This is a genomic window from Streptomyces sp. NEAU-W12 (assembly GCF_026242095.1).
In the GTDB taxonomy this organism is placed as follows: Bacteria; Actinomycetota; Actinomycetes; order Streptomycetales; family Streptomycetaceae; genus Streptomyces.
Window position 1 is genome coordinate 31,789 of record NZ_JAPJDM010000012.1, and the last position, 13,325, is coordinate 45,113.

At 72.2% G+C, this 13,325-nt stretch carries 10 protein-coding genes; 9 read left to right on the forward strand and 1 reads right to left on the reverse strand.

Translation table 11 applies throughout. The features are described 5' to 3' along the window. The first annotated feature begins 154 nt into the window (after positions 1 to 154). The 9 genes from ORI94_RS16700 to ORI94_RS16740 all read left to right on the forward strand — a co-directional run bounded on the left by ORI94_RS16700 (position 155) and on the right by ORI94_RS16740 (position 11,683). Positions 155 to 1,111 (forward strand): hypothetical protein, encoded by a 957-nt coding sequence (locus ORI94_RS16700; RefSeq protein WP_266076066.1) that lies wholly within the window; start codon positions 155 to 157, stop codon positions 1,109 to 1,111. 193 nt (positions 1,112 to 1,304) lie between these two features. Continuing rightward, positions 1,305 to 2,696 (forward strand): nitrate/nitrite transporter, encoded by a 1,392-nt coding sequence (locus ORI94_RS16705; RefSeq protein ID WP_266076068.1) that lies wholly within the window; start codon positions 1,305 to 1,307, stop codon positions 2,694 to 2,696. A gap of 145 nt (positions 2,697 to 2,841) precedes the next feature. Beyond that, on the forward strand, positions 2,842 to 4,041 hold the full coding sequence (locus ORI94_RS16710) for a uroporphyrinogen-III synthase (protein WP_416237832.1): 1,200 nt from the start codon (positions 2,842 to 2,844) through the stop codon (positions 4,039 to 4,041). Between the two features lie 461 nt (positions 4,042 to 4,502). After that, positions 4,503 to 5,123, forward strand: coding sequence for a CGNR zinc finger domain-containing protein (locus ORI94_RS16715; protein WP_266076072.1), 621 nt, complete (start codon positions 4,503 to 4,505; stop codon positions 5,121 to 5,123). Between the two features lie 243 nt (positions 5,124 to 5,366). Then, positions 5,367 to 5,954: a sigma-70 family RNA polymerase sigma factor gene (locus tag ORI94_RS16720; RefSeq protein WP_266076074.1), complete on the forward strand. Its 588-nt coding sequence runs from the start codon at positions 5,367 to 5,369 to the stop codon at positions 5,952 to 5,954. A 65-nt stretch (positions 5,955 to 6,019) separates the two neighbouring features. Beyond that, a complete protein-coding gene (locus ORI94_RS16725; protein ID WP_323056065.1) occupies positions 6,020 to 6,781 on the forward strand; it encodes an anti-sigma factor family protein in 762 nt (253 codons plus the stop codon). A gap of 59 nt (positions 6,782 to 6,840) precedes the next feature. Beyond that, on the forward strand, positions 6,841 to 9,153 hold the full coding sequence (locus ORI94_RS16730) for a HelD family protein (protein WP_266076078.1): 2,313 nt from the start codon (positions 6,841 to 6,843) through the stop codon (positions 9,151 to 9,153). A gap of 390 nt (positions 9,154 to 9,543) precedes the next feature. Next, positions 9,544 to 10,968 (forward strand): NAD-dependent malic enzyme, encoded by a 1,425-nt coding sequence (locus ORI94_RS16735; RefSeq protein ID WP_266076080.1) that lies wholly within the window; start codon positions 9,544 to 9,546, stop codon positions 10,966 to 10,968. A gap of 433 nt (positions 10,969 to 11,401) precedes the next feature. Then, positions 11,402 to 11,683, forward strand: a complete 282-nt coding sequence (locus ORI94_RS16740) for an HU family DNA-binding protein (RefSeq protein WP_042173245.1) — start codon at positions 11,402 to 11,404, stop codon at positions 11,681 to 11,683. A gap of 254 nt (positions 11,684 to 11,937) precedes the next feature. On the opposite strand, the gene murA is transcribed toward ORI94_RS16740, so the two are convergent. Next, a complete protein-coding gene (gene murA / locus ORI94_RS16745) occupies positions 11,938 to 13,284 on the reverse strand; it encodes a UDP-N-acetylglucosamine 1-carboxyvinyltransferase (protein WP_266076084.1) in 1,347 nt (448 codons plus the stop codon). Positions 13,285 to 13,325 lie beyond the last annotated feature (41 nt).

Here is a 13,325-nt window from a genome sequence, read left to right on the forward strand (position 1 = left end):
GTGGTTCGAAGCGGGTGAGCGATGAGCGGTGAGCGCTGCGGTGAGGATCAAGCCTCCGCCAGGCGTCTCGGCCGCGCTTCCTCGGTGGTGCGCCCCGTGCGAAACTGCCCCCTGTTGCGGAAGCGAACAGTGTGGCCAGGGGGAGCGGGAACGGATGAGCAAGCGGCAGATGCGCAAGATGCTGGGGCTGATGGCGGGCGGGGAGCCGGTGGAGCTCACCAGTGCGATGGCATCCGTGAAGAAACTCGCCCGACTCGCCTTCGTCGCGCAGCAGTTCGGGTACGAGTACGCCGACGTGCGCCAGGGCGGCGGGCAGAACGCCTCGCTCAGGATGCTCATCGTCCCCGACCCCTCCCCGCGGGCCCGGGCGCGGGCCGCGCAGAACTGGGCCCAGTACCCGAACGCGGGGGACGGCGTCTCCCTGCCGCCGCTCGTGCCGGACGCCTTCGAACTCCTCAAGGCCCGCATCAACTTCGACCTCACCGGCAAGAACGCCGAGAAGCGGATGGGATACGGGGCGCTCGGTGTCTCCCTCGGCTGTGTGATCCTGGCCTACCGGGCCGGCGGCGCGTCGTCCGACTTCGTCGTGGCGGGCGTGATCTGGGCCCTCCTCATGGCCGTCCTCGGCATCGGCTTCGTCGTCACCCGCAAGCGCAACGCCAAGTTCGCCGCCCGGCTCCGGGCGGCCGGGTTCACCCCGGTGACGGACGAGACCGGCCGGGTGCGCTACCTGCCGCCGGGCGGGCAGACGCCGGGGCACGGCAATCCGCTCGGCGGGAACCCGTACGGCGGGAACCCGTACGGCGGGAACCCGTACGGCGGGGTCCCGTACGGCGCCCCGGGCGCGGCCCCCGCGCCGTACGCCCAGCAGGGCCCGTACGCCCAGCAGCCCCCGGGCCCGTACGGCCAGCAGGCTCCGGGCTCCTACGCCCAGCCCACCCCCGCCACCCCCGCCGCCCACGGCACGCCGCCCGCGCCCGTCCCGTACGGGACCCCGCAGCAGCCCCCGGCCCCCGGCGGTCCCTACGCCCAGCCGCAGCCGCCGTACGGGCAGTCGGCCCAGCCGCCGTACCCCCGGCACAACCCCTACGGGCAGCCTCCGCAGCGCTGACCTCACGGTGTGGTGTCCGACCGGAGCCGGACTCCTCTCACCCCGCCCCGGCCCGGGGTGAGAGCAACGTTCCCCAGCGGTCACCCACAGCCACAGACCGGAAACGCTCCCTCCCTACCTTCGGGACCAGGCCCCGGGCCCCCGGGCCCTCGCGGCATCCGTCCGCACCACCCCGGAGAACAGTGGAGGCGTCATGACAGCCCCTGGCCAGGTCCCCGCACCGGCGCCGCCCCCGAGCAGGGGCGGCCGCTGGATCCAGCACTGGGACCCCGAGGACGAGACGTTCTGGAACCGGACCGGGGAGCCGATCGCCCGCCGGAACCTCTTCTTCTCCGTGCTGTCCGAGCACATCGGGTTCTCGGTGTGGACGATGTGGTCCGTGCTGGTGCTCTTCATGGGCCCCGAGTACGGGCTGACCCCGGCCGACAAGTTCCTGCTGACGTCCGTGGTGACGCTGGTCGGCGCCGTGGTCCGGGTCCCGTACACCTTCGCCGTGGCGGTGTTCGGCGGGCGGAACTGGACGATCATCTCGGCCGCGCTGCTGCTCGTGCCCACGGTCGCCGCGTTCACCGTGATGGAGCCGGGGACGTCCTTCTCCACGTTCCTGCTGGTCGGCCTCCTGGCCGGCATCGGCGGTGGCAACTTCGCCTCCTCCATGACCAACATCAACGCCTTCTTCCCGCTGCGGAAGAAGGGCTGGGCGCTCGGTCTGAACGCCGGCGGCGGCAACATCGGCGTCCCGGTGATCCAGCTCGCCGCCCTCGCGATCATCGGGGCGAGCGGCGGGCCCCGGGTGCTGCTCGGCCTCTACATCCCGCTGATCGTCGTGGCCGCCGTGCTCGCCGCGCTGTACATGGACAACCTGGCCTCGGTACGCAACGACACCGGTGCGGCCAAGGACGCCGCCCGGGACGCGCACACCTGGATCATGTCCTTCCTCTACATCGGCACCTTCGGCTCGTTCATCGGCTACAGCTTCGCCTTCGGGCAGGTGCTGCAGAACCAGTTCGACCGCACACCGCTCGAGGCCGCCTACGTCACCTTCATCGGCCCGCTGCTCGGCTCCCTGATCCGTCCGGTGGGGGGCAGGCTCGCCGACCGGTACGGCGGCTCGCGGATCACGCTGTGGAACTTCGTCGGCATGGGCGCGGCGACCGGGGTGCTGATCCTCGCCTCCATGCAGGAGTCGCTGGCGCTGTTCACCGTCGCCTTCGTGGTGCTGTTCGTGCTCACCGGCCTGGGCAACGGCTCGACGTACAAGATGATCCCGGGCATCTTCCAGGCCAAGGCGCTGGCCCGGGGGCTGAGCGGCGAGGAGGCGGCCGCCTACGGGCGCCGGCTGTCCGGGGCCTCCATGGGGCTGATCGGCGCGGTGGGCGCGCTCGGCGGCGTCGGCATCAACCTCGCCTTCCGCCAGTCCTTCCTCTCCTACGGGTCCGGCACCGGCGCGTTCGTCGCCTTCCTGGCCTTCTACGCGGTCTGCCTGGCGGTCACCTGGGCCGTATACCTTCGCCGCCCGGCCCGGCCGGCCGGTCCGACGGCCGTCGCGGAGGAGAAGCCCCAGCTCAGCTATGCGCAGGTGTGACGTAACACGGGTGACATGAAGCCGAACCGAGCCTGTCATGGACCATTGACAGGCTCGGTTCGGCATGAGGACGAGCCGTGCCTCAGGCAGCACAACGCAACGCAGCACACCGACTCGAGTGCGGGACGAGAGCGGGACGAGAACCATGCACGACGAACAGCAGAAACCCGATCGGCCCACGGAGCCGTCCACGGAGCAGACCATGGAGCAGACCCCCGACCACGGGCCGCTCGCGGGCTTCACCGTGGGGGTGACCGCGGCGCGCCGGGCCGACGAGCTGGGCGCGCTGCTCCAGCGGCGTGGTGCCGCCGTCCTGCACGCCCCCGCGCTGCGGATCGTGCAGCTCGCCGACGACAGCGAACTGCTGGCCGCCACCAAGGAGATCATCGGACAGGCCCCGGACATCGCGGTCGCCACCACGGCGATCGGCTTCCGCGGCTGGGTCGAGGCCGCCGACGGCTGGGGGCTCGGCGACGCTCTGCTGGCGCGGCTGCGCGGGGTGCGGATCCTGGCCCGCGGACCGAAGGTCAAGGGCGCGATCCGGGCGGCCGGGCTGACGGAGGAGTGGTCGCCGTCGTCGGAGTCGATGGCCGAGGTCCTCGACCGGCTCCTGGAGGAGGGCGTCGACGGACTGAGGATCGCCCTCCAGCTGCACGGCGAACCCCTGCCCGGGTTCGTGGAGTCGCTGCGGGCCGCGGGAGCGGACGTGGTGGGGGTGCCCGTCTACCGGTGGATGCCGCCGGAGGACATCACCCCCGTCGACCGGCTCCTCGACGCCACCGTCGCCCGGACCCTGGACGCAGTCACCTTCACCAGCGCGCCCGCCGCCGCGTCCCTGCTGTCCCGGGCCACGGAACGCGGTCTGCTCGACGACGTCCTCGCCGCCCTCGGCCACGACGTCCTGCCCGCCTGCGTCGGCCCGGTCACCGCGCTGCCGTTGCAGGCCCGGGGCATCGACACGGTCCAGCCGGAACGCTTCCGGCTCGGCCCCCTCGTCCAGTTGCTCTGCCGGGAACTGCCCGGCCGGACCCGCTCGCTGCCGGTCGCCGGGCACCGGGTGGAGATCCGCGGGCACGCCGTCGTGGTGGACGGCGAGCTGCGTCCCGTACCGCCCGCGGGCATGTCACTGCTGCGGGCGCTGGCCCGCCGCCCCGGCTGGGTCGTCGCCCGCGCGGACCTGCTGCGCGCGCTGCCGGGCACCGGCCGCGACGAGCACGCGGTGGAGACCGCGATGGCCCGCCTGCGCACCGCCCTCGGCGCACCCAGGCTGATCCAGACGGTCGTCAAACGCGGCTACCGCCTGGCCCTGGACCCCCAGGCGGACGCCAAGTACGGGGACGCCTGAACGGACCGGACGGCGCGGCGCCGCGCGCGAGGCCGGGGGAGGCGTACGAGTGCGGGTCCTGAACCGGGACGTGGACCGACCCTCGGTGGGGGCCCGGGAGGAGGGTCCTGCGTCGGTAGGTGGAGCGGCCCTCGGTGGGGCCCTTGCCGGGGCCGGGTCGGACCTCGGTCGGGACCTGTGCCGGGGCCGCAACCCGGTGCGGGATGTGGGACGTGGGACGCGGGTGGCACCGGCAAGGGGTCCGTCCCGGGACCGGGCCGGAACGTCCGGGCCGGAACGTCCGGGCCGGGCGCCCCGGGCGAGGGGGTTCCGGTCGGAGGGTCCTGGCCGGGGGGTTCCGGGCGGGGGAGCGGGCGTGCACTGTAGAGGGAGCGGATTCCCGGAACGCGTCCCTCAGATCCCTCACTCGCACCGCCCCGGCCCCCACCCGACCGGGGTGAACCCTAGGCGGTGACAGGCACATGGCACTGGGTACGGTCACGGCGCCCCACGAGCTGCGGTTCGACACCGGGCGGGTCTGTCTGGATCTCCTCGCGACCACGCATCCCGAGGAACGGCTCGGCTCCGTCGACGTGCTGAGCGCCTGGATCACCGGCTCCGGCCTCGTCCCGGACGGCACCCCGCTGACCCACGCCGACGATGCCTGGCCGGTCGCCTTCCGCGAGCTGCGCGGCCACCTCGCCCGCCTGGTGCGCGGCCACCTCGCCCGTCCGGCGCGCGGTCGCCCGGCGCCCGGCGGTGCCGCCCACGACCTCGCGCTCGCCCGCCTCAACGAGACCGCCCGGGTCGCGCCCCCCGCCCCGCGCGCGGTCCCCGGCGACGACGGGACACTGGTGCGGCGGCTGGCGGCGCCGCCCGGTTGCGCCGCGCTGCTCGCGGCGATCGCCCGGGACGCCGTGGACCTGCTCACCGACCCGCTCGCGCGCGCGTGCCTGCGGCAGTGCGAGGGCGACCACTGCCCGATCGTGTACCTGGACACCTCACGGGGCCGCCGCAGGCGCTGGTGCTCCAGCGAGGTCTGCGGAAACCGCGAACGCGTGGCCCGCCACCGCCGCAGGGCCGCCGCCCGCCCCCGCGCCTGACCCGTCCTCGACTCCGTGGCCGTGTGACATCGCCGACACCCCGTTCGCCTTCCGGGCGGCACGGGCGACCGGGCCGCCCCTCGCCTGTGGTGGAAACGTGAAAGAGGAGCGGGGGGAATGTGCTCCCATGTCCTGGTCTCCACCTCACTCTTCAGAAAAACGACGCCGCACGTTGAACACCCGGCGCACCGTCTCCGTACCCGATGTCGAGCGACCGACGGGGGGATCCCCGGGACACCGGAGGTGGGCGTGCGCAAGGATGCGGCCGTGGCCAATGAACGTGGAGCGAGGGCCCGACATCGCATGTCCTCGTCCTCGTCGAATGAACCCGACGAGGAGTTGATGCGTGCGCTGTATCGAGAGCACGCCGGGCCTCTGCTCGCCTACGTCCTGCGGCTCGTCGCCGGAGACCGGCAACGAGCCGAGGACGTCGTGCAGGAGACGCTCATCCGTGCCTGGAAGAACGCCGGTCAGCTCAATCGGGCGACCGGATCGGTACGCCCCTGGCTGGTGACGGTCGCCCGGCGCATCGTCATCGACGGCCACCGCAGCCGGCAGGCCCGGCCGCAGGAGGTCGATCCGTCGCCGCTGGAGGTCATCCCCGCGGAGGACGAGATCGACAAGGCGCTGTGGCTGATGACGCTGTCGGATGCACTCGACGACCTGACCCCGGCCCACCGGGAGGTGCTCGTCGAGACGTACTTCAAAGGACGTACCGTGAACGAGGCGGCCGAGACCCTCGGGATACCCAGCGGCACGGTCCGCTCCCGGGTGTTCTACGCCCTGCGTTCGATGAAGCTGGCTCTGGAGGAGCGGGGGGTGACGGCGTGATGGGTGCGTACGGGGGATTCGGAGCGGGCGGTACGGGTATGTCTGGTGCCATGCAGGGATCACCGGTGCCGAACGAGCACGAGACCGTCGGTGCCTACGCACTCGGCATCCTCGACGATGCCGAGGCGACCGCGTTCGAGTCGCACCTCGCCGGCTGCGAGTGGTGCGCCCAGCAGCTCGACGAACTCGCCGGTATGGAACCGATGCTGGCCGCCCTCGCGGACCTGCCCGGCACCGGCACGCCGTCGCTCGGCGAGTCGCTGTCGGCCAAGCCGGCGCCGCGCGTGGTGGAGAAACTGGTCGACGAGGTCGCCGAGCGCCGCGCCAGGAAGCGTCGCCGCAACTTCTACATGGTCGCCGCCGCGGGCGCCCTGATCGTCAGCGGCCCCTTCGTCGCCGTCGCGGCGAACGGCGGGGGCGACGGCGGCAGCGGGGGCGGCAACACCAGCCAGACCCTCTCCGCCGACCCCGCGAAGGACGTCTTCGAGCAGATCCCCGACAAGCTCACCGCCACCGACCCGGGCACCAAGGTCTCCGTGACCGTGGCGTTCCAGGAGAAGGACTGGGGCACCGGCCTCGCCGCGCGGATCACCAACGTCAAGGGCCCCGAGAAGTGCGCCCTGGTCGTCGTCGGGAAGAACGGCGAGCGGGAGACCGCGACCTCCTGGACCGTCCCGGAGTGGGGCTACGGCCTGCCGGACGCCAAGACGGACAAGGCCAAGCAGCCGCTCCACGTCCAGGGCGGCGCCTCGCTGAACCCCGACGAGATCGACAGCTTCGAGATCGTGACCTTCGACGGCGACAAGCTCGTCGAGGTCGACGCATAGCCTGACGGGTCCCCTTCGCGTACGGTTGACGGCTGCCCAGCACGTCAGAAGGGGGCCCGGTGGCCGTTCAGGCTCAGCAGGAAACCGCGGTCGATCCGGTTCACGAATCCACTCGCGACCGGGAGATCAGTGTCGAACAGGAACACCTCGACCGGGTGTACCGGCGGCTCGAGGAGAAGATCCACGAGGCCGAGTTCCTCATGCACGACGCCGCCCGGCGCGGCCAGGTCGGCACGCCCGGCGCACTCGCCGAACGGGACGCCCAGGTCTTCCGGGCCGGCGTCCACCTCAACCGGCTGAACAACGAGTTCGAGGACTTCCTCTTCGGCCGGATCGACCTGCTCCTCGGCAAGGACGGCAAGAAGGGACCCGACGGCGCCTACACCGCCGTCGAGCCCGCCGGGGGCGCCGTCCGCCCCGACAACACCGCCGACATCGCCGAGACGCTGCACATCGGCCGCATCGGCGTCCTCGACGAGGACTACACCCCGCTGGTCATCGACTGGCGGGCGCCCGCCGCCGCCCCGTTCTACCGGTCCACCCCGGTCGACCCCGGCCGGGTGGTGCGCCGGCGCGTCATCCGCTCCAAGGGCCGCCGGGTCCTCGGTGTCGAGGACGACCTGATGCGCCCCGAGCTGACGGCCTCCCTGGACGGCCGCGAGCTGCCCGTCATCGGCGACGGCGCCCTGATGGCCGCGCTCGGCCAGGCCCGGACGCACAGCATGCGGGACATCGTCGCCTCCATCCAGGCCGAGCAGGACCTGGTGATCCGCGCCCCCGCCGCGTCCGTGACCCACGTCGAGGGCGGCCCCGGCACCGGCAAGACCGCCGTCGCCCTGCACCGCGCGGCCTACCTGCTCTACCAGGACCGGCGCCGGTACGCGGGCGGCATCCTGATCGTCTCGCCCACCCCGCTCCTGGTCGCCTACACCGAGGGCGTCCTGCCCTCCCTCGGCGAGGAGGGCCAGGTCGCCATCCGCGCCATCGGCTCCCTGGTCGACGGTGCCGGGGCCACCCTGTACGACGCCCCGGCGGTGGCCCGCGCCAAGGGCTCCTCCCGCATGCTCAGGGTGATCCGCAAGGCCGCACGCGGCGCCCTGGAGAGCGGCGGCACGCCGACCCGGCTGCGCGTCCTCGCCTTCGGCCGGCGGCTCGAACTGGACGCCGACGAACTGGCGGCCGTCCGCCACACCGCCCTCGGCGGCACCGCCCCGGTGAACCTGCTGCGCCCCCGCGCCCGCAAGCTGCTGCTCGACGCCCTGTGGGAGCGCTCCGGCGCGGGCGGCCGGCACACCGACCCGGAGCTGGCCGCCGAACTGCGCTCCTCCTTCGACGACGACATCACCACCGAGGACGCCTTCCTCGCCTTCTTCGACGCGTGGTGGCCCGAACTGACCCCGGCCGCCGTGCTGGACGCCATGGCCGACGAGCGCCGCCTCGGCCGCTGGGCCCGGCGCGTCCTCAACCCGGGCGAGGTCCGCAAGGTCGCCCGCTCCCTGCGGCGGGACGGCCGCTCGGTGCACGACATCGCGCTGCTCGACGAACTCCAGGCCGTCCTCGGCGCCCCCTCCCGCCCCCGGCGCAAGCGCGAGCTGGACCCGCTGGACCAGCTCACCGGTCTCGAGGAACTGATGCCGGTGCGCGAGGAGTCGCAGCGCGAACGGGCCGAACGCCTCGCCCAGGAACGCACCGAGTACGCCCATGTCATCGTCGACGAGGCCCAGGACCTCACCCCCATGCAGTGGCGCATGGTCGGCCGGCGCGGCCGGCACGCCACCTGGACGGTCGTCGGCGACCCCGCCCAGTCGTCCTGGTCCGACCCCGAGGAGGCCGCCCAGGCCCGTGACGAGGCCCTCGGCAGCAGGCCCCGCCGCCGCTTCGAGCTCACCGTGAACTACCGCAACCCGGCCGAGATCGCCGACCTCGCCGCCAAGGTGCTCGCACTCGCCATGCCCGGCTCCACCTCGCCGCGGGCGGTGCGCTCCACCGGCGTCGAACCCCGCTTCGTGACCGCCGGCCCGTCCGCACCCGGCTCCGCCCTGGCCGAGACCGTGCGCGCGGAGGCGGCCCGGTTGCTGGAGCGGGTCGACGGCACGGTCGGTGTGGTCGTCGCCATGCAGCGCCGCGAGGAGGCGCGACGCTGGCTGGACGGGCTCGGCGACCGGGCCGTCGCCCTCGGCAGCCTGGAGGCGAAGGGCCTGGAGTACGACGCGACGATCGTCGTCTCCCCGGCCGAGATCGCCGACGAGTCCCCGGCCGGCCTGCGCGTCCTGTACGTCGCCCTGACCCGCGCCACCCAGCAGCTCACCGTCGTCTCGGCGGAACGCGACGAGCCGGACGCGGCGGGCGTCCCCGATCTGCTGCGGGACTGATCCGGCCGCGGGAATGGTTCTGCGGCATCCGTTTGTTAGCCTGGCAAGTGACACCGGCCCGATCCAAGCCCCCGGGCCCAACCTTCGTCGCTACGAGCGACCACTTGCCGCGAGGCGAGCATGGCGGGCCGGTGTCACTGAACAACCGAGAGGCCCATGTCACTTCCGGGTGGCATGGGCCTCTCGCGTTGGCCTGCGAGACGTACGAGACGTACGAACGTCCCCCGATTTCTCGTATGGTGGAACAACCTTTCCGGAGGGTTTCGCAGTTACCCGCTTTCCCTGTGACCAAAACGTTCGCAATCGGATGCGGCTACCACGTACTCGGCGGTAGGTGCGACGATCGGACGGCACAGAGCAGCTACACGGTGAAAGCAGAGGAAGTCGGCCATGGCAACGGCGCCCAGCGTCTCCTACTCGATGACCATCCGGCTGGAGGTGCCGGCGAGCGGGACCTCCGTCTCTCAGCTCACCACCGCCGTGGAATCCTCCGGCGGCACGGTCACCGGACTCGACGTCACCGCGTCCGGCCACGAGAAACTCCGCATAGACGTCACCATCGCGGCCACCTCCACCGGGCACGCCGACGAGATCGTCGAGAAGCTCCGCGGAGTCGAGGGCGTCAGCCTGGGCAAGGTCTCGGACCGTACGTTCCTGATGCACCTCGGCGGCAAGATCGAGATGGCGTCCAAGCACCCCATCCGCAACCGTGACGACCTCTCGATGATCTACACGCCGGGCGTGGCCCGCGTCTGCATGGCCATCGCCGAGAACCCCGAGGACGCCCGCCGTCTGACCATCAAGCGCAACTCCGTTGCGGTCGTGACGGACGGCTCCGCCGTGCTGGGCCTCGGCAACATCGGCCCGAAGGCCGCCCTGCCGGTGATGGAGGGCAAGGCCGCCCTGTTCAAGCGGTTCGCCGGCATCGACGCCTGGCCGCTGTGCCTCGACACGCAGGACACCGACGCCATCGTCGAGATCGTCAAGGCGATCGCCCCGGGCTTCGCCGGCATCAACCTGGAGGACATCTCCGCGCCGCGCTGCTTCGAGATCGAGGCCCGGCTGCGCGAGGCCCTCGACATCCCCGTCTTCCACGACGACCAGCACGGCACCGCGATCGTCGTCCTCGCCGCCCTGACCAACGCGCTGCGGGTCACCGGCAAGGCGATCGAGGACATCAGGGTCGTCATGTCCGGCGCCGGCGCGGCCGGCACGGCGATCCTCAAGCTGCTCATCGCGGCCGGTGTGAAGAACGCCGTCGTGGCCGACATCCACGGTGTGGTGCACGCGGGCCGCGCGGACCTGGTGGACGCCCCCGCCGACTCCCCGCTGTGCTGGATCGGCGACAACACCAACCAGGAGAACCTGACCGGCACGCTGAAGGAGGCCGTGCGCGGCGCGGACGTCTTCATCGGTGTCTCCGCCCCGAACGTCCTCGACGGCGACGACGTGGCCGCGATGGCCGACGACGCGATCGTGTTCGCGCTCGCGAACCCCGACCCCGAGGTGGACCCGGGCATCGCCCGCCGGACCGCGGCCGTGGTCGCCACCGGCCGCTCCGACTTCCCGAACCAGATCAACAACGTGCTGGTCTTCCCGGGTGTCTTCCGCGGCCTGCTGGACGCCCAGTCCCACACCGTCAACACCGAGATGATGCTGGCCGCCGCCAAGGCCCTGGCCGACGTGGTCACCGAGGACGAGCTGAACCCGAACTACATCATCCCCAGCGTGTTCAACGACAAGGTCGCGGGCGCGGTCGCCGGTGCGGTCCGGGAGGCCGCGAAGAGCACGGAAGCCCCGGCCGCCCTCGCCTAGGTCCCCTGCCGCGGCTGTGACCATCACCACGGCAGGTGTGCGAACGGCGCGTCGTGGAACCCGTGGTACACGGCCGCCCTCTAGGGTGGCGGCCGTGACTCGGGCCCCGGCCTCCGCGGTCCGCTGCCGGCGGTGGACGCAGCGTTACCGTCGTCGGGCCGTGGGCGCCTCCCGGGTGACTCCCACGGGTGACTCCGGGGTGGTATCGCGGCTCCTGCGAGTGCCGGATTGGCTTTACCGCCGCAGGTAGAGGCAGGATGCTCCACCGGGACCACGTTCAGGGGGCAGCACCTCCAGGGGCGTACGGGCCCGAACAAGTACCCGGGTCCGGGGGACTCACCGAGGACCCTGGCAGCATCGGCTTGGTCGTGCCCCAAGTGCGGCCCCGCCGCGTGGCACGCCCCAACGGCAAGAAGAACACGGGAGTAACAACATGAACCGCAGTGAGCTGGTGGCCGCGCTGGCCGACCGCGCCGAGGTGACCCGCAAGGACGCCGACGCCGTGCTGGCCGCGTTCGCCGACATCGTCGGCGACATCGTCTCCAAGGGGGACGAGAAGGTCACCATCCCCGGTTTCCTGACCTTCGAGCGCACTCACCGTGCCGCTCGCACCGCGCGCAACCCGCAGACCGGTGAGCCGATCCAGATCCCGGCCGGCTACAGCGTGAAGGTCTCCGCGGGCTCGAAGCTCAAGGAAGCCGCCAAGGGCAAGTAATTCCGCCGTTCGTACGTCCGGGGACGGCGTACGACGCACAGCGACGCCAAAGGGGCGGCCACCCGAACGGGTGGCCGCCCCTTTGGCGAGACCGCAACAGGCCGGCCGGGGGCCGGCCCGCCGGCCGGGCGCCCTGCCGGGCAGCCCGGCCTCCGCCTCCGGCTTCCCCGGCCTGTCCATGCTGTGTCTGTCCGGGGGGACGCCCCCCGGCCCCTTGGCCGGGCGGGGGTGCCGGTGCCGGCGGTCAGCCGGTCTCAGCCGAGCGCCTTGCCGGGCAGCTCGACCTTCGCCCCCAGCTCCCCCAGCTTGTCCATGAAGTTCTCGTAACCGCGGTTGATCAGGCCGATGCCGTGGACGCGGGACGTGCCCTGGGCGGCGAGGGCGGCGATCAGGTAGGAGAAGCCGCCGCGCAGGTCGGGGATGACCAGGTCGGCGCCCTGGAGCCGGGTCGGGCCCGACACGACGGCCGAGTGGAGGAAGTTGCGCTGGCCGAAGCGGCAGTGGGAGCCGCCCAGGCACTCGCGGTAGAGCTGGATGTGGGCACCCATCTGGTTGAGCGCCGAGGTGAAGCCGAGCCGGGACTCGTAGACCGTCTCGTGGACGATCGACAGGCCCGTCGCCTGGGTCAGGGCGACGACCAGCGGCTGCTGCCAGTCGGTCTGGAAGCCCGGGTGGACGTCCGTCTCCAGCGCGATCGACGTGAGCTGGCCGCCCGGGTGCCAGAACCGGATGCCCTCGTCGTCGATCTCGAAGGCGCCGCCGACCTTCCGGTAGGTGTTCAGGAACGTCATCATCGAGCGCTGCTGGGCGCCGCGGACGTAGATGTTGCCCTCGGTGGCCAGCGCCGCGGACGCCCAGGAGGCCGCCTCCAGGCGGTCGGGGAGGGCGCGGTGGTTGTAGCCGCCGAGCTTGTCCACACCGGTGACGCGGATGGTCCGGTCGGTGTCCATCGCGATGATCGCGCCCATTTTCTGCAGGACGCAGATCAGGTCCTCGATCTCCGGCTCCACCGCCGCGTTGGACAGCTCGGTGACGCCCTCCGCGAGGACCGCCGTCAGCAGCACCTGCTCCGTCGTGCCGACGGACGGGTACGGCAGCTTGATCTTCGTACCGCGCAGCCGCTGCGGGGCCTCCAGGTACTGGCCGTCGGCACGCTTCTCGATCGTCGCGCCGAACTGGCGCAGCACGTCGAAGTGGAAGTCGATCGGCCGGCCGCCGATGTCGCAGCCGCCCAGCCCCGGGATGAACGCGTGCCCGAGCCGGTGCAGCAGCGGGCCGCAGAACAGGATCGGGATGCGGGACGAACCCGCGTGGGCGTCGATGTCGGCGACGTTGGCGCTCTCCACCCGCGTGGGGTCGAGCACCAGTTCACCGGGCTCGTCGCCGGGACGGACCGTCACCCCGTGCAGCTGGAGCAGCCCTCGGACGACGCGGACGTCGCGGATGTCCGGAACGTTGCCCAGCCGGCTCGGCTCGCTGCCCAGCAGGGCGGCGACCATGGCCTTCGGTACCAGGTTCTTCGCACCGCGGACACGGATCTCCCCCTCCAGCGGGGTCCCGCCGTGGACAAGCAGTACGTCTTCAGCGCCGTTGACGGTCATGAATCTCGCGTTCCGTGGAGGGGGCAGGGCCAGAAGGGCAA

Excerpts from the sequence above, each read along its gene's own strand:
- ORI94_RS16735 (WP_266076080.1), top strand. The coding sequence starts at position 9,544 with ATGGCAACGGCGCCCAGCGTCTCCTACTCGATGACCATCCGGCTGGAG.
- ORI94_RS16705 (WP_266076068.1), top strand. The coding sequence starts at position 1,305 with ATGACAGCCCCTGGCCAGGTCCCCGCACCGGCGCCGCCCCCGAGCAGG.
- murA (WP_266076084.1), bottom strand. The coding sequence starts at position 13,284 with ATGACCGTCAACGGCGCTGAAGACGTACTGCTTGTCCACGGCGGGACC.
- ORI94_RS16740 (WP_042173245.1), top strand. The coding sequence starts at position 11,402 with ATGAACCGCAGTGAGCTGGTGGCCGCGCTGGCCGACCGCGCCGAGGTG.
- ORI94_RS16700 (WP_266076066.1), top strand. The coding sequence starts at position 155 with ATGAGCAAGCGGCAGATGCGCAAGATGCTGGGGCTGATGGCGGGCGGG.
- ORI94_RS16715 (WP_266076072.1), top strand. The coding sequence starts at position 4,503 with ATGGCACTGGGTACGGTCACGGCGCCCCACGAGCTGCGGTTCGACACC.
- ORI94_RS16710 (WP_416237832.1), top strand. The coding sequence starts at position 2,842 with ATGCACGACGAACAGCAGAAACCCGATCGGCCCACGGAGCCGTCCACG.